This is a genomic window from Paenibacillus glucanolyticus NBRC 15330 (assembly GCF_004000885.1).
Taxonomy (GTDB): domain Bacteria; phylum Bacillota; class Bacilli; order Paenibacillales; family Paenibacillaceae; genus Paenibacillus_AQ; species Paenibacillus_AQ glucanolyticus.
Genome location: NZ_BIMC01000001.1, coordinates 633,467 through 657,295, shown reverse-complemented (window position 1 = coordinate 657,295; position 23,829 = coordinate 633,467). Strand labels below are relative to the sequence as shown.

Below are 23,829 nucleotides of genomic sequence, written 5' to 3'. Positions count from 1 at the left end.
ATGATTTGCAGATGAACATTTTATTAGTCGAAGATGATAAGACGATTGCATCGGGTCTGGAATATTCGCTGCAGCAGGATGGTTTTTCAACTGTTCTCTGCCATGATGTTGCATCAGCCCAGAGGGTGCTCGCCGAGGACATAGATCAGTTTGCGTTATGCTTGTTCGATTTACAGCTTCCGGACGGGAGCGGCTACGAATTGTGCAAGCTGGTGAAAGAGCGACGAGACATTCCGGTCATCTTCTTAACGGTGATCGACGATGAGGTCAATGTCGTGATGGGGCTCGACATGGGAGCCGACGACTACATTACCAAACCATTTCGAGTTCGTGAGCTGCTCTCCCGGATCAAGTCCGTCTTGCGGAGATACCAGAAGCCGTCCCACACCAGAGCGATCATAGACATCGACCATATCCGAATTAATACGCTGGAAGGCAAAGTACATAAAAAAGGGACCGAAATTCCACTTACCGCCTTAGAGTATCGTCTACTGCTGATCTTTGGCAACCACATCGGACAGGTTCTCACAAGGAATCAGCTTCTGGAGCAAATCTGGGACGTGGCCGGCGACTTCGTGAATGACAATACGTTAACGGTTTACATCAAAAGGCTAAGGGAAAAGCTGGAGGATGATCCAGGACATCCGACTTTGATCAAAACCGTACGCGGATTAGGCTATAAGGTCGGTGATTAGATGCTGCGTAATCGGGAAGTCCAAATGTTATTGCTCGCCATGGGCGCAATCAGCTTATCGGCGATTGTTGCTGCTGCCTTTATCTCGTCTGTCACGGCGGCGTTTGTTGCCATTCTGTCCATTCTGCTTATTGGCACCAGTTTGTTATTCACGAGATGGAGATATCGCGAGCTGGCGAAGCTGTCCGCCTATTTACGGGAAATTAGCAACGGTAATGATTCCCTTGACATTCGCGATAATCAAGAAGGCGAGCTGAGCATTCTCAAGAATGATATTTACAAAGTGACCCTTATGCTCTCGGAGCACCGCTCTCTATTGCAGCGGGACAAAATCCAGTTGACGGATGCCATCTCCGATATTTCGCATCAGCTCAAAACGCCGCTTACCTCCATGACCGTGATGGCGGATTTGTTAAGCGCCCCTGACCTGCCTCCTGCCAAAAGATCAGAGTTCACCCATCATATTCGCGTCCAGCTTGAACGCATCGATTGGCTGGTTTCTTCCTTATTAAAGCTATCGAAAATGGACGCGAAGACCATCCCTTTCAAGAAAGATCCAATCCTCGTGAAAAGCCTTATTCAGAAGGCATTAGAGCCGATCATGATTCCGATGGATATCAAGGGACAGTCCGTTTCTATCGCGGGCGATGATAACGTTTCTTTTGTCGGCGATTTCAATTGGACTGCCGAAGCGGTCATCAATATTCTAAAAAACGGTGTGGAGCATACGCCTGAAGGCGGAGCGATCGCCATCACATATTCCGAAAACACGCTATTTACGGAAATTGTCATAACAGACAATGGAATAGGCATCCCGAAAGAGGATCTGCCCTACATTTTCAAACGTTTTTACAAAGGGAAAAATGCCGGTGAGGGAAGCATTGGCATAGGACTTGCGATGGCACATAGCATCGTTGCCAGCCAGAACGGCGTGATCGATGTGATGAGCGACAGCGAGCAGGGTACGCAGTTCCGAATTAAATTTTATAAGCAAGTGGTATAGCGGGTCGGCACGCCGTAAGTGACTGAATTGTCACCTCCATCGTCATGGGAAAGTCATTTTAGACAGATAAAATGATATTCATCAGCTAAACGATGGAGGTGAAACCATGCAATTGAAGCAACACCGCAAGATGATATTGGGCCTCACGATAGGTTACACCCTGTTGATTCTTTATTTTTTGTTTTTCGCTTTCGGTCGATTAGACACGGTAGATCAGATTACGGAGCACACCTTTATGTTCTTGCCGGGCAGTTTTTTTAGGCTGCCAGATATATCCGAACTTCTGCATCCTGCACTGATGGATCTTGTCGGCTTTGGGAACATCGCAGCCTTCATCCCTTTTGGCATTTTGATTCCGTTGTTATATCAGACCAGCTTTATACGATTCCTGACGGGGTTCATCCTGTCCATTCTCATGCTGGAGACCATTCAGGCACTGACGTTTCTCGGCAGCTTCGATATGAATGACGTCATACAGAACGCATCGGGCGCAGCCATCGGATTCGGGGCGTACAAACTCGGCTTTCGTAAGAAAAACGACTGGAGAAATATAGCTGCTGCGGGCATTTCCAGTGTTGTCCTGCTGCTCGGGGTATGGGGGGTCTTCGGTATAGTTGACCAAGTGTTTACCAAAGAAATGGGTCCGTTTGTGGCGATAAATGAATGGAAAGACAGCACCGGAAACCCATCAAGGGGAACCCAGCGATACAGTCTCAGCATCGGCGGTCAAATTGTAGAACCCCAATATAATGTGTACAGCATCGAAGGCAAAATGAAGGAGGCGTACACGTATACGTTAGGCAACAAGGAGGAGATCTATCTCTACCTGAATTATGGAATTCCTGATCAAAAGGAATCCCATGGCAGCATCAGGGTTGCTGTCGATGGACATGAGATGCTGTCCGTATATGCAGAAGCGCAGCGCCATGAGGCGAATATGTCCGAAATCCTCATTCCGCAGGCTCATGAGCTTACGATCACCCTGGAGGGCAATGCAACCCTGTGGGATGTTGGATTTAGAGAAATGGTATATTTCTGGAATTGAGTATTAAGTGCAGGAGGTATGGCAATGGAAATTTTAAGAATCGAGCAGTTGTCTAAAATATATGGCACAGGTGAATCGGCAGTGAAGGCGCTTGACGATGTTTCTTTTTCGGTGCAAAAAGGCGAATTCATTGCGATTATCGGCCCGTCCGGTTCGGGGAAATCGACACTGCTTCATATGCTGGGCGGCGTGGATCGGCCGACTGGCGGCAAAGTTTTTGTTCAGGATACGGACATGTATACCTTGAACGAAACGCAGCTGGCCATCTTCAGACGCAGGCAAATCGGCTTGATCTACCAGTTTTTCAATCTGATTCCCGTCCTGACGGTGGAGGAGAATATGACGCTGCCGCTCTTGCTGGACAAGCAAAAGGTAGATCAACAGCAGTTGGACAGCCTTGTGAATACGCTGAATTTGCAGCATCGGTTAAATCATCTGCCGAATCAGTTATCCGGCGGACAGCAGCAGCGGGTCTCGATTGGCAGAGCGCTCATCGGCAATCCTGCGATCATGCTGGCCGACGAGCCGACCGGGAATCTGGACAGCAAGAATAGCAGCGAGATCGTCGATTTATTAAAAATGTTGAATAAGACCTATCAGCAGACGCTGATCGTTATCACGCATGATGAACGAATCGCCTTGCAAGCCGACAGGATCATCTCAATTGAAGACGGGAGGATTGCCAAAGACGAGGTGATCAGGCGATGAACATTGTTCATACACTAACCATCCGGCATCTGAAGCAGAACAAGAGACGGACGCTGGTAACGATCATCGGCGTCATCATATCGGTTGCCATGGTGACCGCTGTCGCTACGCTTGTGTTTTCCTTCTCGGATGTAATGGTCAGGCACACCATTGCAGACACCGGGGAGTGGCATGTCCAATATCAAGATGTCACCAAGGAGCAGCTTGCGGCAATACAGGGCGATGACGAATCCAAATCTGTTGCGATGACAAGAGATGTTGGGTACGCCCCATTAGAAGGGGGTGAGAATCCCAATAAGCCGTATTTATTCATCAAGGAATATAATGCGCAAGGTTTTGAGCAATTTCAGATTGACCTAAGCAAGGGACGTCTCCCGCAGACGGACAAGGAAGTTGTCATATCCGAAGCTGTTGCAATGGACGCCAAAGTGAATTACGACATCGGCGATCATCTCACCCTTCGCGTCGGGGAACGATTCGAGCAAGAAGGCAATCATCGTCTGGACCAGACCGAACCGCTGCGCAGGGAAGACGGCACATTGACCGAAACGCTGGAGCATGTCAAGACAAGGGAGTATACGGTGGTAGGCATCATTAAATCTCCCGTATGGGAATCGGCTTGGGCCCCGGGGTATACAATCCTTAGTTATGTCGATGAAAATTTCATCGGGGCAGACGATCGAGTCGATGCGTTGGTGGTGTTACAGCGTGTCAACCCGTTCTTGTTCGTTCATGCGGAGGAGTTGGCTGAGAAGAACGATATCGGTAACGTCCAATATAATAACAGCTTGCTTCATTATTACGGCCTGTCCAAAAGCGAAGCCTCGTACAGCATGATGTTCTCCTTATCAGCGATCATTATGGGGGTCATTATGATCGGCTCGGTTTCGCTCATCTATAATGCTTTTGCGATATCCGTCTCGGAACGCTCCCGCCATTTAGGGATGCTTGCGAGTGTGGGGGCTACGAAGAGACAGAAGCGAAATTCAGTGCTTTTTGAAGGCATTGTCATTGGCTTGATCAGCATTCCTATTGGCATCCTATGCGGGCTTGCCGGAATTGGAATCACCTTTTGGTTCATGAATTCCATGATTCAAGGGGCATTATGGACCCAAGAAGAGTTGAGACTCATCGTCACGCCGTTATCACTCTTGATTACTTGTATGGTGTCGATGCTGACGATTTTCATTTCGACGTATGTCCCGGCGATCCGAGCATCCAAGGTATCCGCCATGGACGCGATTCGCCAAACCACCGATGTGAAACTTACGGTCAAAGCCGTGAGAACGTCGAAGTTCATTCGCAAGCTGTTCGGCATTGAAGCGGAGATCGGGCTGAAAAATTTAAAACGGAACAAACGGAGATATCATGCTATCGTATTTTCGCTTGTTATCAGCATCGTTTTGTTTCTAACGGTATCGTTTTTCACCGTCGGTATGAAACGATCCCTGGATCTGTCGCAGGAAGGCGTCGACTTTGATATTGAAGTATCGTACAGCAGCGGCAAAAGAATAGACGAACGGTTGATGCAATCGATTGTTTCCCTGGATGGTGTTACAGAGTACAATATGACTCACGAGTGGTACAAGAACGCTTGGATCGAGGAAGCGTTGATTGCCGAAGAATTGCAGGAGAAGGTTAAGAAGGATAGGGAGTTGCTTCAGAACGGGAAATATCCTTACGATATCAAGATTCATGCACTGAACGATTCCAGTCTGCAAGCCTATGCCACAGCCGTCGGCGCAGATTACACGCAGCTTACGGATCCGGATCATCCCGCCGCAATTGTGATGGATACAATCCATTACCAAGACATGAATACGGGGAGATATATCCAGACGAAGGCTATGTATGCGAATATCGGTCAAAGCATCGAATTAACGAATATCAGTGAAGAAAGTGGCGGATCAACGAAGAAGATAAGCAACGTGACCGTTGCCGCATTGACGGATCAAGCTCCCATGGGGATGAACCCGGTAGGTGTTGGCGGGTTGAATATCATTGTGTCGGAACGCGTCATGGATCGACTGACAGACAACGAGGATTCAGCTAACGTTCAGACATACGTCCATCTGAGAAGCACGGAACCGATGAAAACGCAGCAGGAAATCGAAGAGATGCATGAGACCAATCTGAATATCTACAATGTGTATCAATCCAGAAGAAGCGAGGAACAACAGATACGATTGATGTCGGTCTTTTCATACGGTTTTATCGTACTCATATCGGCGATTTCCATCGCGAACATATTTAATACGATCTCAACCGGCATATCTCTTCGAAAAGTAGAGTTTGCGATGCTGAAATCCGTTGGCATGACGCCAAAAGGGTTTGCGAAAATGATGAACTACGAAAGTGTTTTTTACGGGGTCAAGTCGCTGATCTTCGGTCTTCCCATCAGTTTCGTTGTGATGTATCTGATCGATAGAGCATTTGCGAACAAATTTAGCTACGAGTTCACCTTCCCGTGGCTGAGCGTTCTGTCTGTCATGGTCGCGGTATTTGTGATCGTCGGTTCCGCCATGTTGTATTCCGGCTCGAAGGTGAAGAAGGAAAACATTATTGATGCATTAAAGCAGGAGAGTATATAATGAGGAAGCAGAAGAAGCGTATCCGAAATTTTCGGAGCGCTTTTTCTCATAGTAGAAATAAAACGGACGATATATAAAATAGATGAGAAATGTAAATATATTTGGTATTTTTAAAGTGTTTTGGTTATTTTGTGTAAAAATATGACGTAATTAAGTATTGACCGCTGGAATATTAATCAATATGATTACTATAAAGAGATATACTAATATTTGGGTTCTGATCCTAAAGGGTGGTGTTAGCTTGGAAATGACAGCCACGATTCGCGAACAAATGGAAGAGTTCCTACATAAGAACGAGATGACGATTAATCGGTTTGCTGAAATATCGGAGGTCAATAGCGGCACACTCAGCAACATTCTGAACGGAAATCGACCGATTTCCATGCAGCAATTGGACCGGATTACGGCAGGGATGGGTTTGGAAGAGGGTTATTTTTACGAGCTGTATATAGATGAATGCATATTTCATGCCACACCGGATTGGCGTCGGCTGGGACCGTTTCTTCACCGGTGCGCAGACCTGGGAAAGCTGGATTGTCTGGACAAGGCCGTCCGGATGACAATGGATAATATTTCCTATTCCCCCTTGCTCTTTGAAACGGCGGAGGTTTTTTTCAGAGAGGGGAAGCACGAGGCGGCGGTGCTGCTCTATAAGAGCGTGGCTGAGAGTGAGAGATTCCAGCATTCCGAACGGCTGGCTTTATGCCAGTATCGATTGTTTACGTTGGAATTGGGTGATGATCAGGAGGTTAATTCAAGGGCTGCAGTATACTTTGAACCTTATATTGATAGATTAGATGAGGTCTATCAATTGGATGCGCTAGTTGATTTAATTAATGTAAATGGTTCTATTCATAGATGGGATAAAGTAGAGGAATTCGCTGAGCTAATGTTGCATAAAGCAATGATTGAGTTTAAGTATAGTGAGACTAAAGGTTATATTGAAGTAAGAAGGAAGAATCCTCTTGTCTTTTATATTTTATACGCAAATCTATCATTAGAAAATAGCTATAGTGAGCGTGGAGAATACGAAAAGGCATTATACTATGTATCACAATATGCAGATCCTTCATGGGTAAGTAACACAAATAATGAAGAACTACAAATAATTAACCAGTTTAAAGAGTGGGCAGTTGCTAATAGATATGTGTACCAGTTAATGGTCGGGCAAGCAGAGGTTCTTTCTGAATATGTGAAATACGTATCGACACGTGAAGATGAAATTTTCGTGGCTATGTGTAACATAATGATAGCAGCTAATCGACATAAATTTCAGGTAGACGATATCTTGGAGGATTACAAAGAATATTTAGTTTATAAGCAACAACGAAATTACATAGGTAAAGTGAGTAAGCAAGTAACATTAGAGAGACATACGCGTTTATTAGCCGAATTAGGTATTTATTATATAAATTCGGAGCAGTTCGATAAAGGAATAGAATTTATATTGGAAAGTTTGGGAAGTTCCATTACAATCAATAGTAATAATGGCATGCTAAGATGTATGGGGTTATTTGAACAGTATCGTCATATTTCTTCTCTGGAATCACAAAAACGGTATACCAATTTAGTTAGAGAGGTGCAAAAATTAAATGAGAAAAAAATTGGTTTCTCTATTAGTTATGTTTAGTTTAGTTTGGACATTTGCTGTTCCAAACTTAACGACTCATGCTGACAACAATAACAAACAAATAGCGGTATTTTCAACTTTAAGTCATGGATTTGGATCTGGAGGTACATAATTATCTTTTAAACTCGAATAGATGTGTCTTTTGAGATGCTTCCGAAATTCTCGGAAGCGTTCTTTATTATATTTCGTAGTATTATTAGTATATTTCATCATTTAAAAACTACAGATCCATTATGTTGATTCGCTATTGACCTCGCGAAAGTAAAATAATAGCATGTAATTAAATATTTAATATACTAATTTCTGGTACTCATCTGGGGGTGTTGTTACTTGGAAACGACAGCCACGATTCGCGGAGAAATCGTTACATATTTGCAAAATCGTTCTATGACAATTAACCAGTTTGCCAGGATATCGGGCATTAACAGCGGGACGCTCAGCAACATTCTAAATGGTCATCGTCCTATGTCCATGCATCAGTTAGATCGGATTACCGACGCAATGGGTCTGGAAGAAGGCTATTTCTATGATCTGTACATTCCTGAGTGTATCTTTCATGCGACTCCGGATTGGCGAAGATTGGGGCCATTTCTTCAGCGATGTGCAGAGCTGGGTAAACTGGATTGTTTACATAGAGCTGCCCGGATGACATTGGAGAACATTTCTTACGCCCCGCTGCTTTTCGAAATGGCGGAAGCCTTATTTAATGAGGAGAAGCATAAAGCGGCAGCTTTGTTGTACGAATCTGTGGCTGAGTGTGAAAAGTTTCAGTATTCAGAGCGCCTAGCTCTTTGTAAGTATCGATTATTCGTAATCGGATTAGGAGAGAATCAGGAAGATAATTTACATGCAGCCGTATACTTTGAATCCTATATCGATAGATTGGATGATATGTATCAATTGGACGCGTATGTTAAGTTGATTAATGTGAATATATCATTACAACGGTGGGATAAAATTGTAGCGCTTGGAAAAAGAATGGGACATAAAGCTAAAATTCATTACCAACAAAATAGATATAGGTTCAGAACGAACGAATATCCTAGGAAGTCAGTTATCTTTTACATATTATATTCGTATTTAATTCAGGCCTGTATCCATCAAGAACAAGGAGACTATGATAATGCGTTTTATTATGTGTCGTTATATGAATATCCTGATTGGATAAACAAACCTAATGAGGAAGAGTTACTAATTATAGAGCAGTTCAGGGAATGGGCTGAGGTTAATCGGTATATGTATGGTTTAATGAGTGGACAACCTAACGCTTTAAGCCAATATGTAGATTATGTGGACTCACGAGAAAATGAGATTTTTTTGGCGCTGTGTAACATTATGATTGCAGCCAATCGCTATCAACTTCATATCGATCATATATTGGATCGGTATAAGGAGCATCTGGTTTACAAAACGCAGCAAAATCAGCTCGGAAAGATCAGTGATCTGGTAACATTAAACCGATATACGCGGCTTCTTGCGGAGCTGGGGATATATTATTTAAATTCCAAACAGTTTGACCGTGGACTGGCATACATCTTGGACAGTCTGGAGTACTCCATCAGAACCAAAAGTGACAATGGAATGCTGCGCTGCATGGGGATATTTGAGCAATTCCGTCAATTTTCTTCCGAGGAAACTCAGAGGCGATATACCGAATTAATCCAAGATGTTCAGAAGTTATCGGTATACGCCTGGAGTCCCCAAGTGTAGAACTAACTAATATTTGGATTTCCCTGGGGGGTGTTGTTATTTGAAAACGACAGCCACGATTCGCGGAGAAATAACGAAATTTTTACAGGATAACGAATTAACGCTAAATCAATTTGCGAGAATATCCGGTGTGAATACGGGGTCCTTGAGCAGTATACTTAACGGAAATCGTCCCATGTCCATGAATCAATTGGATCGCATCACTACCAGTATAGGACATACTGAAGGATTTTTTTATGATCGATACATTTCTGAATGTATATTTCATACTACGCCAGACTGGAGACGGTTAGGAGTCTTTCTTCAACGATGTGCAGAGCTTGGCAAGCTGGATTGTCTGCAAAAAGCCGCCCGATTAACGATGGAAAATATCAGTTATGCTCCGCTGCTTTTTGAATTGGCGGAAGATTTGTTCAATGAAGAAAATTATAAAGCAGCGGTTATATTGTATGAGTGTGTAGCAGAGAGTGAGAAGTTCCAGCATTCTGAGAGGCTTGCCTTATGTCATTATCGACTATTTAAGTTAGAATTAAGTGATAATATGGAGTCTAACTTAAAGGTGGCCGTAACTTTTGAACATTATGTTGATCGGCTGGATGATGTGTATCAACTAGATGCATATAGGAAGCTTATTAACGTTAACGTTTCTTTGCTCAGAAGTGATATGGTGAAAGTTCTGGCTGAAAAAATGGGCCGTACGGCGAAAATACAATATACAAACAATAACAAAAAAAAGACAACGAAAAATGAACAAGAGAAACCCACCATTTTTTACATATTATATTCGTATTTAAGTCTATCATACGCTTGTCGTGAAGCAGGAAACCTTGAGGGTGCACTAGAGTATCTTTCAATGTATGAAAATCCTAATTGGTTAAAGGCAAAGGAATTTTCTGATGAGGAAATTATAACTGTTGATCAGTTTAAAGAATGGGCTAAAGCGAACCGTTACTTGTATAGACTCATGGCTGGAGATTCTGACGTACTGCCTGAATATATAGAATATATTGAATCAAGAACGGATGAGATTTTTACAGCCCTGTGTAACTTTGTAGTAGCTGCTAACAGATATCATTTCAACATAGATCATATAGTGGACCAGTTTCGGGAATACCAGGCATTTAAATTACAGAAAAACAAACTTGGGAAAGTTAGTGAACACGTCACAATGAACCAATATACGCGGCTTCTATCCGAATTGGGGATATACTATTTAAATTCCAAACAATTTGATCGTGGGCTGAAGTACATTGTAGATAGTCTGGAGTATTCCATTAAGATTAAAAGCGATCGGGGAATGCTGCGCTGCATGGGGATATTTGAGCAATTCCGTCATTTTTCGTCCGAGGATATTCAGAGACGGTATACCGAATTAATTCGAGATGTTCAAAAATTATCGGTGTACGCCTGGAGCCCGCTTGTGTAGGGTATGGCTTGTGGCCATAACCAGTGAAGCAGCGTCAGTGGCCTCCCTGAGCTATAGCCTAATGTCCGGGTTTATGATAAACTCGGATAAGTTTGTTTTTACATATCGTAACAGAGTAAGGAGTCCATGTAATGACATCAAGAACATCGTTAGAACCAACCACAAGTTCCACAGGGCGTACATGGTTGATCTTTGCAGGCATTATCCTAATTGCCATTAACCTGAGAGCGGCAATAACCTCGGTAGGCCCGCTGATCGGGATCATTCGTGAGGATACAGGAATATCGAGTACCATGGCTGGTATGCTGACGACGCTGCCGCTGTTGGCTTTTGCTCTATTATCGCCAATGGCTCCCGCCATGGCCAAAAAGTGGGGACTGGAAACCACCCTGCTGCTTAGCATGGTGGTTTTGACATTCGGAATCGGCATACGTTCCATATCATCGCCGATTACTTTATTATTGGGAACTGCATTTCTGGGAATGGCCATAGCCGTAGGGAACGTACTGCTTCCGAGTCTCGTTAAGCGGGATTTCCCGCGGCATATCGGACTGATGACAGGCACCTATTCGGCATCAATGAATCTGCTAGCCGCCATCGCATCCGGGGTTAGTATCCCGCTTGCAACGCAAGCAGGTCTTGGCTGGCAGGGTTCCTTGTTGATCTGGGCGTCATTATCCGTATTAGCTCTGATCGTATGGCTGATTCAACGCAGCAGCTCTGACAAGACAGCAGAAGTCCGTTCGACTGCTGCCAAACAAAAGAGTGTGCTTCGTTCACCTCTTGCTTGGTATATCACTTTATTTATGGGGCTTCAATCGTTTACGTTCTATGTGAATATCTCTTGGCTGCCCGAGATCCTGAGAAGTCAAGGCATGGATTATAGTGCTGCCGGGTGGATGCTCTCCATACTTCAATTTGTCAGTTTGCCGTTCTCCTTCATTATTCCTGTTCTGGCTGGCCGAAATCCGAATCAGCGCGTTCTGGTGACCATCTCTGCATTATCCATGCTCACTGGTTACGTAGGATTATTATCCGGCATGTCCTCATTAAATCTCCTATGGGTGATGTTGGTCGGTATTTCCGGCGGGGCAAATTTCAGTTTGTCCCTGATGTTCTTTACCTTACGTACCAAAACGGCCCACGAAGCCGCGGCGTTATCGGGGATGGCTCAGTCTCTGGGTTACTTGCTGGCCGCGATCGGCCCGATGCTCATCGGGTTTCTGCATGATGCTACAGACGGTTGGAAGGTTCCCCTCATGGTTCTGTCCGCAGTCGTTGTTGTGCTGTTCTTCTTCGGTTTTGGCGCAGCCAAACCGGGGTATACCTCAGTGTCGGGTGAATCTACGCCGAAGATGGAGAAGCCATAACGGCGGAGGGGTATTATCAAGGTTGTATTTTTTAAGGACATCTTTAAGAGCTCCCTGGACAACGGTCCGGCGGGCATATAAGCTTCGAGCCTGAGAATAAAAAAAGTCGCGGAAACGCGACTTTTTGTTTTTTTAACAAGTTAAGTTCTCATTCCGAATAGGACACCAATTCTCATAGGACTCGACTGATGTCAGACGACATGAGCTTATATATCATTATTTTTCTATCCAATGTAATGACAGTGAATGATATCGGGTAGATATTAGTAAAGAGGCTACATTACGAAAGGGAACAACACATGCACCAACAAATCGCTAGGGAAAATGATTAATCTCTTTAAAAATACGGAGGGCAATATAATGAATAATAAGACATTGTTTATCATCTTGATAATACTAGTTATTCTCACATTAATTTATTTGTTTGGAATTAACTCTTGATTCTTGCGGCTAATCTTTGGATAAAATACTCACTAATATCTGGTTGCTCTTAGATGCGTTAGTTCAATTTAGAGCCAGTGGACATAAAAAAGTGAACTAGATGATGTCTGCTTGTAATCTGGTATATTTTACGAATTGTAAATTCTATATTTTCCATATATGATTCTAAAGTGCCTCTTCAAAACAAATCAAACCTACCTCAAAATACGGTAAACTTTCCAAATGAAAACACGATACAACATACGCGATGATCGATCTCACCGAAGAGACTGTGATTGCCCTTCGATGTTACGACACGAGCACTATTTTTAAAAATGATTGAGCCCCAGCATGCAGTGGCTGTCATCCCAAGTAGCATCGCAAAGCTCGGCGAAATTTGCGACTGTTGGCCTTATATAGGATGCCACCAGGTGGAATGTTATTCAACCTGCTTCGACATTATCGCAGGTAATTTGAAAAGCTAACTTCATTTAGCGGCCTTTGTTCTATCATTGGCCTCTATTTTGTTATGGTTAAATTAGATTTGAAGACACGTAGTTCAAAAAAACATCCAGGAGCTGACACATGAAAAAGAACTTAAAAAGGATGATTTCGCTTACCATTGCTAGCGCATTGTTAACGACCACGATCGTGAGTCCCGATATCATTGCATTGTCCACAAAAACCAAAAGTACGGAAAGTTCACAAGGTTTATCTGCCGTAGACCAAACAAAGAGAGTTGAGGTTGCTTCGGAGCGGAGTGAATACTCCAAAACTTACCTGAATAGTGATGGGTCCTACACGACAGACATTTCACCAATACCTATTCACTACTACGATGAAGGTATAAGTAAATGGAAGCCGATCGTAAATGATTTGAAAAAAGAAGAGAACAAAATTGTTTCAAATGATCACCCACTAAGTGTTGATTTACATAGCACCTTCTCCACTACAGATGAATTACTACATATCTCCGAAGATGAGTACGAAATCAACTTAAGTCCAATGGAAGAAGAGTTATCTGCTACCGCCGAGGAAACTCCTGCGGAGGTAGAACAAAATGAAGTTGTATATCCTGAAATATTTGACAACGCCGATCTAAAGTATACGCTTGGAAATGATCGTATAAAAGAAGAGATCATCTTGAAAGAGCGTCCATCAAACATGGATAATCCTGTAATCTACAGTTTCTCATTGGATCTGGATAACCTTACCTATAAAGAACAGGAGAACGGATCCATCCTATTGGTAGATAAAGATTCGGGGGAAACGAAATATTATCTTGAGGCACCTATGATGTTTGATTCATTCCGGCCAGATGGATATAAAGAAGTATCCGGGGTGAGCAGTATTCCGGAAGAAGCGATTTCCTATGATATTCATTACGATATTCGCTCTGAAAATAATCAACTATACTTGGATCTTGTACCGGATCAAAACTGGCTCCTTGATAAGGAACGCGTATACCCGGTGACCTTGGATCCAACCATAGTGAAGTTTCAACCGCAGTATGCTGTAACGGATACGAATATTAGAAGCGAGTTCCCGAAACAAACGGCACCAACCGAGACAACGATTGGTGTAGGTCTATACAAGAACTCAACGCAAAACAATGTCATTCGATCCTTATTGAAATTTAATGTGAATTCCATTCCTCAAGGTGTAAATATCATTACTGCCGATCTAAATTTATGGCTAGCTGCTGTGTCCAATGATACTAATATGAATGTCACACTGCATGCGGTGAACACTCCTTGGACGGAATACTCGGCATCATGGATGTATGCTGATGCAGGCAAACTATGGTCGACTCCAGGAGGAGATTATAACGCTTCGCACATTGCTACCGTTCCTGTAGGACCCTTAACATCGCTTGCTGCAAATTATAAATGGTCTTTGACACCTTACATGGTTGAGAAATGGATCAATCAGCCGGACTCTAATATTGGGTTTCTGTTGAAAAGCACATCTGAAACAACAAACACGTACAAGAAATTTATCTCTGGCGATGACACGATCAATACGAAGTATACTCCTCTTCTAAGCGTAACCTATACTTCTGCCAGTCGATTGGGATTGGAAGATCATTGGATCTTCAACAATATAGCCCTGAATTCGGGAACCAATTATACAAATTTAGGAACAGGCAACAATATTCTCGAATATAACGACTTTTCTCTAACAGGCAGAGGGGATGTTCAGCTCGCATTTACAAGAACCTACAATTCCAAGTCGAAAGAATCATCACCGTTTGGATATGGATGGTCATATAGCGGGTCAGAGACCCTTATTGATTCACATAAAACTGGCAGGGTCTTTTATACAGAGGCAGACGGTACAACGCATTATTTTGAGTACAATTCGGGCAACGGAACATATACTTCGCCGCCTGGGAAATATTTGAATCTCAGTAAACAAAGAAACGAGTATGGTGCCGTAACGGGATATGTAATTACAGATAAATACGGATATCGCACCTATTTTGACGCATTAAAGAGCGATCCAGAAGTAAGCATCATCAAAGCTCGTATCAGCTATGAAGAAGATTTAAATGATAACCGATTAACTTATAACCATGATGCTCAAGGGCGATTAGAGAGCATTGTTGACCCTTCCGGAAGGGTTTTGGCTTTCACTTATAATGCACTGGGTATGGTAGAATCGGCCACGCTTGAAGGGGAAATTACAAAATATGCATATGACTCCAAGAAGCGTTTGGAGAGTATGGAGTATTACGAAACAAGCGATACCTTTGTCAGGACCCATTTCCAGTACAACGACAAAGGGCTCATATGGAAAGTTACTGATCCAAATGGTGGAATCTCAGAGTTCACTTATGCGGGTGAGGATGTAATTGAGACCGTAAAGGAACCTTTCAAAGATTCGTCTAGTGTAACGACGTATGAGATCGATACAGTAAACCATGAAGCAACTGTAACGGATTCTATGGGTAACGTAGAAAAGTATACACTTAATACAGACTATGCTGTGGAATCCATAATAGATGCTAAAGGACGAACGATTTCCATTACGTATGATGAGAATCACAATCCTCTTCTGACAAAGGATGCTAAAGGGAATATATTTGAACTGCAGTATGATGATGAAGGGAACATATTGAAAGAAATTGATGAAGCAGGGTATGCAAAATCTTATACGTATAACAATCTCGGTCGTGTTCTTACAGAAACGGATGAAAGAAAGAACGTAACTACCTATAAGTACTATCCAAATGGAAGAGACTTAGAATCAGTTACGGATGCAAAAAATCAAGTCACTTCTTACAGTTATGACGATTACGGTAATTTAAAAGAAGTTGTTCTGGCCGATGGTACCAAGGAAACCTACGAATACGATGATGCTAACAATTACATTGAGACGTCCTTCGATCCCAAGGGAAATGCAACAGTTCAAAAAACAGATGCGGTTGGAAACATAATTAGCACAACTGATGGTAAAGGCAACCTCACAAAATATGAGTATAATAAACTCAACCAGTTAGTCAAAGTAATCGAACCTGATGGCAGCATTACTTCCTACGAGTACGATAAGCTAGGAAACTTAAACAAAACAGGATATGCCAATGGAAAATCAAAAATATATGAGTATAACAAGTCAGGTCAATTAGAGAAGTCTATTGATGCGATTGGGAATATGTACCAATATGATTATGATTCCAACGGAAATCTTATCCATACGATGACGCCAAACGGGGATGTATTCATTAACGAATACAACGAACTAAATTTACTTGTTCATACTAAAGTAAATGGCGATCTTCTCTATTCCTATCAATATGATGAAAATCAAAATATCGTTACTGTAAATGGAAATAAGATCTACAACTACAACAAGAATAATGCAATCTCAAATATTAAGGACCGAAACTCCGATATTCAGTATGTATACTACGAGAATGGAATTCTTAAATCACTGGTTTATTCAAATGGATCTGTTGAAACTAATATAGAATACGGTCTGGACCAAGCTGATCAGTTGACTGAAATGAAAGTTGATGGTGAGGTTCTCTCGACTTACGATTATAATCAAGCCGGTTACGAAGTAGCTGGAACCAGAAACAATGGAACCACAACCAAAACCGATTATGACTTAGCCAAGAATATTACAGTACACCGTAATTCGAAATCAGATCAATCCATGATCAGCGAGTACAAATACAACTATGACAAAAATAATCGGATTGTTGGAATTAGTTCACCTAGTGGAGAGATTACGTATACCTATGATAATAAGGACCAGCTTGTTAAGGAAGAGCTTGCAGATGGGACGATTATTTATTATGAGTACGATGATGTTGGTAACCGCTCTTTAAAAGAAATTCATAGAGGTGCGGAAGTTGAAAGCATGGTGTCATCGTTTAATGGTGCAAACCAGTTGGAAACGGTGAACAATGAGAAATACAATTATGACAGCAATGGTAACCTTACTGAAAATGCAGAGTATCAATATGTATATAATGAGTTGGACCAGCTTGTCGAGGTGAAAAGTAAGAAAAGCAATACAATCATCTTTAAGGCTAGCTATGATGAAGAGGGCAAGCGAATTCGTACAGAAAGCAGTCAAGGCATCCGAAATTACTATTATAGCGGAGACCAGGTTCTGTACGAGACAGATGATCATGGAAACACCATCTTAGAGTATTTTTATGATATAGATGGGAAGTTAGTTGGTTTTGATTATGATGGTTCAACATACTATTATCATACTAATGGATATGGGAACATTGTTGATATCACAAATTCTAATGAGGACATCGTTGCAAGCTACGAGTATGATGCATGGGGAAATATACTTAAAGCAGAGGGCGATCTAGCAAATATTAATCCATATCGTTATGCGGGTTATCGATACGAGGCTGAACTGGAGTTATATTATCTAAATGCTAGGTATTACGATGCTAATACAGGTGCATTTCTTACAAAAGATCCCTTATCAGGTTCTGCACTTGAACCAACGACTCAGAACGGATACAACTATGTAGGTAACAATCCAGTATCGTTTATTGATCCATCTGGAGAAGCTAGAATAAGAGCTGTATGGGAACTTGCAAGATGGGTAGGCAGAGGAATTGTAGCAGGGGCAAAAGCAGCCGGTAAAGCTATATCTAAGATAACTAAAGGTTGTAACTGTTTTGTAGCAGGCACCAAAGTTCTGACAGACGAAGGGGAGAAACCTATCGAAGACATTGAGGTCGGAGATAAGGTTCTTGCTAAGTCTGATGAAACTGGAGAAGTCGCGTATAAAGAGGTCGTAGGGCTGTTCCAAAAACAAGCTGATGAAATTTACAAGGTCCACATCGGTGATGAAATCATCGAAGCTACTGCGGAACATCCATTTTGGCTTGATGGCAAGGGATGGACCTTTGTTAAAGACCTTATGGTTGGGGACTTGCTTGTTTCGAGTGATGGTTCTACACTAGCGATAGATAAGATTGAGAAAGAGCCACGAGAAGCAACGGTTTATAACTTTGAGGTAGCTGATTTCCATTCGTATTTTGTATCCAATCTTGGAATATGGGTGCATAACTGTAAAGTGGATTTCAAAAATTTTTCTGCCAAAGAAATAGAAAGGAAATTCGACCTGAAAAAGGGGCAATTTCACCAGGTGAAGCAGGATATTATTAAAGACTTGACTAATAAAAACTCCCCGTATAAGGCTTCGATGAAAAAAGTGGGTAATAATCCGGATATTCATTTGAGTTCTGACGGGACAATTAGAATTATGTCAAGGGATGGAAAAACATCATTTGATACTAACTGGAACATTAACACATTCCTCCCGTGAGAAAAGGAGAGATATATGTCATTCGATTTGGAAGTCGTAATAGTAAACCAAGAAGATCCTGTACAAATACCTTTTAAATCTTCAATTGAGGTAATGAATGAAAGGGACAATCAGGAAATCAGAAGGTTCGGAACTACTTGGAAATTCATGAGTCAGACAAAAGGGATTTGGTATTCGTTAGTCAAAGATGACGAAGGAATTAAAAATGCTTTTCTTCTGTGTGATTCAGATTTTGAAAGAGATGCTCAACATTTACCCGTCCCTTTTTGGATTGAAAATGAAGATGTAATATATAATCTAACACCTTTGATTATTAGACCGCAATTTAAGATGGACTTCGAAAGGATACTAAGTTTTTTTATAGAACAGTCTCCATCAAAAACAATTATGTTTTTGGCAAGATATCAGGGGGGGGATTGTGAAATAATTCAGGGTAATTTATCCATTCATGATTTTATTAATCAATTAAATCTAAAGAATATATTGTTTAACGTCAGCTACCTAATCACAGAATAATAGAACAGAGACCTTGTGGGGAATTTGCCCTCAAGGTCTATTTATTACCCCCACCCTTTGCCGAATGAATCGGACTACTAATTCCAAGCTAACCTAACCCTTGTAATCCCCCTATGAATTTTCTTCAAAATGTCGTGTACACACAAAACCACTCAACAATTGAATTTTATACCCTTTTCTTAGTAACTTCCTGCTTTATCAAAACCTTAAAATCATCAGATACCACCGTAATTTCCGATTACCTTACCCTTCGTTTTCTCACGGTTTTTGCCAAATAAATTAGAATTGTAAGTAATCGCAACAAACCTCCTCCTAAGCTGATAGGGAGGGCGAGAAGAGAATCTCCGCAACTATAGAGATACATAGTCCGACTACTATGGTGTGGGGGAAGTAACAAATTATTCATTTTGCTTCGCAACGATCTGGACATATGAAGCGATTCTTATTGTGTAAAACAATTTGGTAACGTGCCAGTTGATATAGAAAAGGTAAGGTAACGTGAAGGGCTAGCCGCCTTACTGACTTCATAAGCCGCCACAGGGCGGTACAGACAATGTTTGTAAAAAGGAAGGAACGAATGATGAAGACAAAGGGAAAAGACTTCTGGTTGACTAAAAGTAACAAACCCACTAATTCGTACATGGACGAGGTGACGATTAAGTGAAGGGAAAAAGAAGAAACAAGCCATCATCTGCATTATGAGAAGGCTAGTAACTATCATTTACAGCATGATGAGAAACAAGACAGAATGTCGTATTACACCTATGCCAGAACTGGCGGCGATAGCTTCATAAAGTTGTCGTCGTTCTCTTTGCCCAATTCAAGTTTATAACTAACGAAGGGGAGAAACCTATCGAAGACATTGAGGTCGGAGATAAGGTTCTTGCTAAGGATGACGAAACAGGGGAACAGGCATACAAGGACGTCGAATGGCTCTTCCAACGTGTAGTAGAAGAAACGTATAATATAACTGTTGGCGGCGAAGTTATAACGACAACCGATGAGCATCCGTTCTGGATTGTCGGCAGAGGTTGGGTGGAAGCACAGCATCTTGCGGTGGGCGATGTTCTAACAACATCGGATGGCAAGGAGTTAGCCATTGAAAAGATTGAGGTTAAGAAGGAACATAAGACTGTCTATAACTTTAAGGTGAAGGACTTTCATACGTACTTTGTTTCTAACCTTGGAATTTGGACACATAATAGTTGTACACCTGACTTTATTAAAAATAATAGAGTTCCGATTGATAAAGAAACTGCATTAGGCAACGGAAGTTTTACAAAAACAAAGATGAATCCGGTAAAGGGTGCACAAGTTTATAGAAACGGAGATAAATATTATCATAGAGATATCTTCCATTCAGGAAAGGGTTCTCATCTAGAAGTATATGATAAGAGAGGAAACCATATTGGAGAAGCAGACGTTTTAACGGGAAAACTAAAACCCGGAACACGTGACCTTAACAAGAAGATAAATATAAAATAATTGTTACGTGCAGGGTGTGGGGACTGCCCATATCCTGCACATCAAAATAGCAGGGGGGTGAAATTGATGATAAATCTACAAAGCGAGTGTTTTGTTGAGGATAATGATATATACGTTCTTGAATGTCACCATGGAATTATAATTGTTAATAACAATTATTCAGGAATCAATTTATACAACAAGAATTTAGAGTTGCTGAGCACAATTGATATTTTTGAAGGTATCTTAATTCACACAGTTTATAAGAATCCTTATAAAAATGAGGTTATCTTATACTGTCCCGACAATAAAGTGTTTGTATACTTAAATATTGATACAGCATTTCAAAAAGTTATAGACTTTAATGCGGACATTGATGAGTGTGGGCTATCTAACATATACTTCTGGTCAGGTCATGAAGTTATCATGTTATGCGGAAACAAGAGATATTATAGGATCGATACTAGCCTGTTTTCGCTACAGGAACTCGACATGTTAGGGATTGAAAAGGAATACCCCACCGTTCACAAAATGTTAAATGATTCGAGCAAATATCTGATTTTTGAGGGTGGAACTGAAAAACTGACTTATAAGGACAGGATCAATAATGAAATAGTAAATTTTGATTATATGAATGATATTAAAATTGTATCAAAGATTCCGAATAAGTTAGGGCACGAAGTGATTTATCTAAATGGGATTTTCCTATCCGTACATGAGGAGTTTATTCAAGCAATTAAAGAAGGAAATGAAGTAGCAAGAATTGACACAGTGTCCCCGAACATATTTCTTAAAGCGAGAAAACTGACCGAACAAAGTGCAAACTTTATAGTTCTAAGAGGGATCAAATCCAACGCAGAGCAATGCTTTTTGTCACATTATTACATTAATTAACTAGCTTTAAATAAAGTCTTGAAGGATTATATTCTCCTTTAAGGCTTTTCTTTGCTTAACTCAATACTTCTGAGCCTCCAATGTCGGATGTAGTTACAGGTCAATCATGCATTTTGTTGGAATTATGATAAAAAGGCCGAGCGGCAAAGTAAGGGGATAGCAGAAATGGAGAGCGAACGAGAGTGGAACTGGTGTACAAGCCCGATGAGAAAATAGCGATGGAGAACATCATCCAGTATCCGCCCAAGTACAATCACTACTATACTTGTAGCGTTATTGTTGACTTAGCAAGCACCATAGAGCATCAATAAAAAAAATGATGTCTTCACAGAAACTCATTGATTTTGATACTCTTACCGCTAGACATTGGGTGGAGTTAAGGGGACAAACTCCAACAGGCTGACGGAACGATTTGACGATTGATAAAATTGAATTCATTAAACTAGATGAGCCTGTCATGGTTTATAACTTTACGGTTGCGGACTACCATACGTATTATGTAACGGACTTGGGTATTCGTGTACATAACACCAAATGTAATGTATCAATTTCAAAGTCTGCGACTAGAACCGCTAAGAAGTTATCACCAGATAAAAATGGTTACGATGCGGCAATCAAGGGATTAGAGACGGGAGATTTAAGGGGTCTAAATTGCACTTTCAGGTAAGAGGAAGGGTTAGTGGTTGCAATTGTAAAAAATAAATCTTTTGTTTAATGAGGAAGAAATAGGTTTCTACGAGTGTTTATTCACTTTAAAAGGTAAAGATATGGATGATTATTTAAGTATCCTACCTCGGAAATGTTGTTAGGATTTATGGTCAAACATTGATTAAAAGATTATTGTGGATTTTTTGGTAGACCTTGGGGGGATCCTCAAGGTCTTTCTTACCCCCACTCCGTGGCGAATGAATCGGGTGGCATATCTTGAAAGGACTTAACTTTTGTCATCCCTGTACCAAAATTCAAAATTGTGTACGCACAGCGTTTTAAAGGGGAAAACCTTATCATCGCTTTCTTACGGTTTTCTCAGATAGAGTGTCTTCCGCAACTATCATCAGACATACATCGACTATGAAAGCAATAGCTTCATAAATTTGTCTCCTATCTTATAAGTACTCGGTGCAAGGTGAACAGTAATAGCAGTTAGCGCTCAGATTTTACATAGCGTTTACATAAAGAGGTGGATTGATGTTGTGCATATGTTGTAACCTAAAATTTGATCATACGATGCATGCCTAGGCATGCACTCATGAAAATCCTATTTCCATTGAACTTTAGCGTAAGGGGAGCGAAGACATATTGAACACAGAGATCGAGAAAGAACAAGCACAGGCACAGGCTCAAATGGGCGATAATCAACCGTCCGGAAGATGGCGCGCCCTTAGCGAAACGTGGTGGACTGCTCTTCAGCTGGGACTCACCTCGTTTGGAGGACCGATTGCGCATCTCGGCTATTTCCACGGAACTTATGTTCAGCGAAAAAAGTGGCTGGATGAGAAAAGTTATGCCGATCTGGTAGCACTGGCTCAGTTCCTTCCCGGACCGGCCAGCAGCCAGGTCGGAATTGGTGTCGGTGTGATGAGAGCGGGACTATGGGGCGGCATAGTGGCATGGCTCGGCTTTACGCTGCCGTCCGTGCTCATGCTGATGATCTTTGCCTATCTGATGCAGACCTTCGATCCGGGCTCGGCCGGATGGATTCAAGGACTGAAAATTGTTGCAGTCGCGATCGTAGCTCAAGCGGTTCTCGGGATGGCGGGGAAGCTGGCTTCGGGCCCCGTGCGTGCGGCTTTAGCGTTTATAGCAATGGCTGTCGTTCTGCTGTGGCAATCCCCCATATCTCAAGTAATGGTCATTGCCCTTGCCGGTATATCGGGACTGTGGTTGTTTAAGCGGCAGGCTAACGATGAGAAGGCTGCCGATATGAAGATCCCTATTGGACGGACAGCCGGACTGTTTTGCCTAGGTTTGTTTGTTGTTTTGCTGGTGGGGCTCCCGCTGCTGAGAGCGATGACCGATAATGGCTGGGTGGCCATTGTTGACAGCTTCTACCGTGCCGGGTCACTTGTGTTCGGCGGGGGTCACGTGGTTCTGCCTCTGCTTGAGAGTGAGACGGTGCTAAACGGCTGGATGTCCAAGGAGGATTTCCTGACCGGTTATGGGGCAACACAGGCTGTACCTGGACCGCTGTTTACATTTGCGGCTTACCTCGGTGTTGTAATACAAGGAATACCTGGGGGCATCGTGGCAACACTTGCTATTTTTCTGCCCGGATTTCTGCTCATCGTGGGGTCGATGCCGTTCTGGAACAGCATTCGCAGAAACCCTAAACTTCAAGGCATGTTGACAGGGATGAATGCAGCTGTAGTCGGTATTTTGCTGGCCGCATTGTATCACCCGATATGGACATCTTCTATTCATAGTCCGCTTGAGTTCGTGATGGGAGCGGGATTGTTTGGAATGCTGATGTTCTGGAAAAGCCCGCCGTGGCTTGTTGTGATTGCCGGTGCGATAGCCGGTCAGCTGCTTCTGTAAGGCATGATTTAGCTTAGA

15 protein-coding genes are annotated in these 23,829 nt (G+C 42.1%); all 15 read left to right on the top strand.

The features are described from left to right. The first annotated feature begins 11 nt into the window (after positions 1-11). Positions 12-695 carry a response regulator transcription factor gene (locus PGL02S_RS02800; RefSeq protein WP_036642480.1) on the top strand — a complete coding sequence of 228 codons (684 nt, stop codon included), beginning with the start codon at positions 12-14 and terminating at the stop codon, positions 693-695. Further along, positions 696-1,697 carry a sensor histidine kinase gene (locus tag PGL02S_RS02795; protein WP_036642237.1) on the top strand — a complete coding sequence of 334 codons (1,002 nt, stop codon included), beginning with the start codon at positions 696-698 and terminating at the stop codon, positions 1,695-1,697. Between the two features lie 106 nt (positions 1,698-1,803). Next, on the top strand, positions 1,804-2,742 hold the full coding sequence (locus PGL02S_RS02790; RefSeq protein ID WP_036642238.1) for a VanZ family protein: 939 nt from the start codon (positions 1,804-1,806) through the stop codon (positions 2,740-2,742). A gap of 24 nt (positions 2,743-2,766) precedes the next feature. Continuing rightward, positions 2,767-3,450 carry an ABC transporter ATP-binding protein gene (locus PGL02S_RS02785; RefSeq protein ID WP_006211152.1) on the top strand — a complete coding sequence of 228 codons (684 nt, stop codon included), beginning with the start codon at positions 2,767-2,769 and terminating at the stop codon, positions 3,448-3,450. Then, a complete protein-coding gene (locus PGL02S_RS02780; RefSeq protein WP_036642239.1) occupies positions 3,447-6,041 on the top strand; it encodes an ABC transporter permease in 2,595 nt (864 codons plus the stop codon). Before PGL02S_RS02785 ends, PGL02S_RS02780 begins: the two co-directional genes overlap by 4 nt. A gap of 241 nt (positions 6,042-6,282) precedes the next feature. After that, positions 6,283-7,671, top strand: a complete 1,389-nt coding sequence (locus tag PGL02S_RS02775) for a helix-turn-helix domain-containing protein (RefSeq protein ID WP_036642481.1) — start codon at positions 6,283-6,285, stop codon at positions 7,669-7,671. A 330-nt stretch (positions 7,672-8,001) separates the two neighbouring features. After that, a complete protein-coding gene (locus PGL02S_RS02770) occupies positions 8,002-9,381 on the top strand; it encodes a helix-turn-helix domain-containing protein (protein ID WP_036642240.1) in 1,380 nt (459 codons plus the stop codon). 40 nt (positions 9,382-9,421) lie between these two features. After that, positions 9,422-10,807, top strand: a complete 1,386-nt coding sequence (locus PGL02S_RS02765; protein ID WP_036642241.1) for a helix-turn-helix transcriptional regulator — start codon at positions 9,422-9,424, stop codon at positions 10,805-10,807. A 131-nt stretch (positions 10,808-10,938) separates the two neighbouring features. After that, positions 10,939-12,177, top strand: coding sequence for a CynX/NimT family MFS transporter (locus PGL02S_RS02760; protein ID WP_036642243.1), 1,239 nt, complete (start codon positions 10,939-10,941; stop codon positions 12,175-12,177). A gap of 1,005 nt (positions 12,178-13,182) precedes the next feature. Then, complete coding sequence (locus tag PGL02S_RS02755; protein ID WP_036642244.1) at positions 13,183-18,402, top strand: polymorphic toxin-type HINT domain-containing protein; 5,220 nt, start codon at positions 13,183-13,185, stop codon at positions 18,400-18,402. Positions 18,403-18,417: 15 nt separating this feature from the next. Further along, positions 18,418-18,918, top strand: a complete 501-nt coding sequence (locus PGL02S_RS02750; protein ID WP_036642245.1) for a hypothetical protein — start codon at positions 18,418-18,420, stop codon at positions 18,916-18,918. An 828-nt stretch (positions 18,919-19,746) separates the two neighbouring features. After that, complete coding sequence (locus PGL02S_RS28660) at positions 19,747-20,403, top strand: polymorphic toxin-type HINT domain-containing protein (RefSeq protein ID WP_081742814.1); 657 nt, start codon at positions 19,747-19,749, stop codon at positions 20,401-20,403. 66 nt (positions 20,404-20,469) lie between these two features. Then, positions 20,470-21,276: a hypothetical protein gene (locus PGL02S_RS02735; protein ID WP_036642246.1), complete on the top strand. Its 807-nt coding sequence runs from the start codon at positions 20,470-20,472 to the stop codon at positions 21,274-21,276. 457 nt (positions 21,277-21,733) lie between these two features. Beyond that, entirely contained in the window at positions 21,734-21,943 is a 210-nt protein-coding gene (locus PGL02S_RS29090; RefSeq protein WP_370511099.1) for a hypothetical protein, read from the top strand. Positions 21,944-22,620: 677 nt separating this feature from the next. Continuing rightward, positions 22,621-23,811 carry a chromate efflux transporter gene (gene chrA / locus PGL02S_RS02725; protein ID WP_370511100.1) on the top strand — a complete coding sequence of 397 codons (1,191 nt, stop codon included), beginning with the start codon at positions 22,621-22,623 and terminating at the stop codon, positions 23,809-23,811. Positions 23,812-23,829 lie beyond the last annotated feature (18 nt).

Excerpts from the sequence above, each read along its gene's own strand:
- PGL02S_RS02755 (WP_036642244.1), top strand. The coding sequence starts at position 13,183 with ATGAAAAAGAACTTAAAAAGGATGATTTCGCTTACCATTGCTAGCGCA.
- PGL02S_RS02785 (WP_006211152.1), top strand. The coding sequence starts at position 2,767 with ATGGAAATTTTAAGAATCGAGCAGTTGTCTAAAATATATGGCACAGGT.
- PGL02S_RS02750 (WP_036642245.1), top strand. The coding sequence starts at position 18,418 with ATGTCATTCGATTTGGAAGTCGTAATAGTAAACCAAGAAGATCCTGTA.
- PGL02S_RS02790 (WP_036642238.1), top strand. The coding sequence starts at position 1,804 with ATGCAATTGAAGCAACACCGCAAGATGATATTGGGCCTCACGATAGGT.
- PGL02S_RS02760 (WP_036642243.1), top strand. The coding sequence starts at position 10,939 with ATGACATCAAGAACATCGTTAGAACCAACCACAAGTTCCACAGGGCGT.
- PGL02S_RS02800 (WP_036642480.1), top strand. The coding sequence starts at position 12 with ATGAACATTTTATTAGTCGAAGATGATAAGACGATTGCATCGGGTCTG.
- PGL02S_RS02735 (WP_036642246.1), top strand. The coding sequence starts at position 20,470 with ATGATAAATCTACAAAGCGAGTGTTTTGTTGAGGATAATGATATATAC.
- chrA (WP_370511100.1), top strand. The coding sequence starts at position 22,621 with ATGGGCGATAATCAACCGTCCGGAAGATGGCGCGCCCTTAGCGAAACG.
- PGL02S_RS29090 (WP_370511099.1), top strand. The coding sequence starts at position 21,734 with ATGGTTTATAACTTTACGGTTGCGGACTACCATACGTATTATGTAACG.
- PGL02S_RS02795 (WP_036642237.1), top strand. The coding sequence starts at position 696 with ATGCTGCGTAATCGGGAAGTCCAAATGTTATTGCTCGCCATGGGCGCA.
- PGL02S_RS02780 (WP_036642239.1), top strand. The coding sequence starts at position 3,447 with ATGAACATTGTTCATACACTAACCATCCGGCATCTGAAGCAGAACAAG.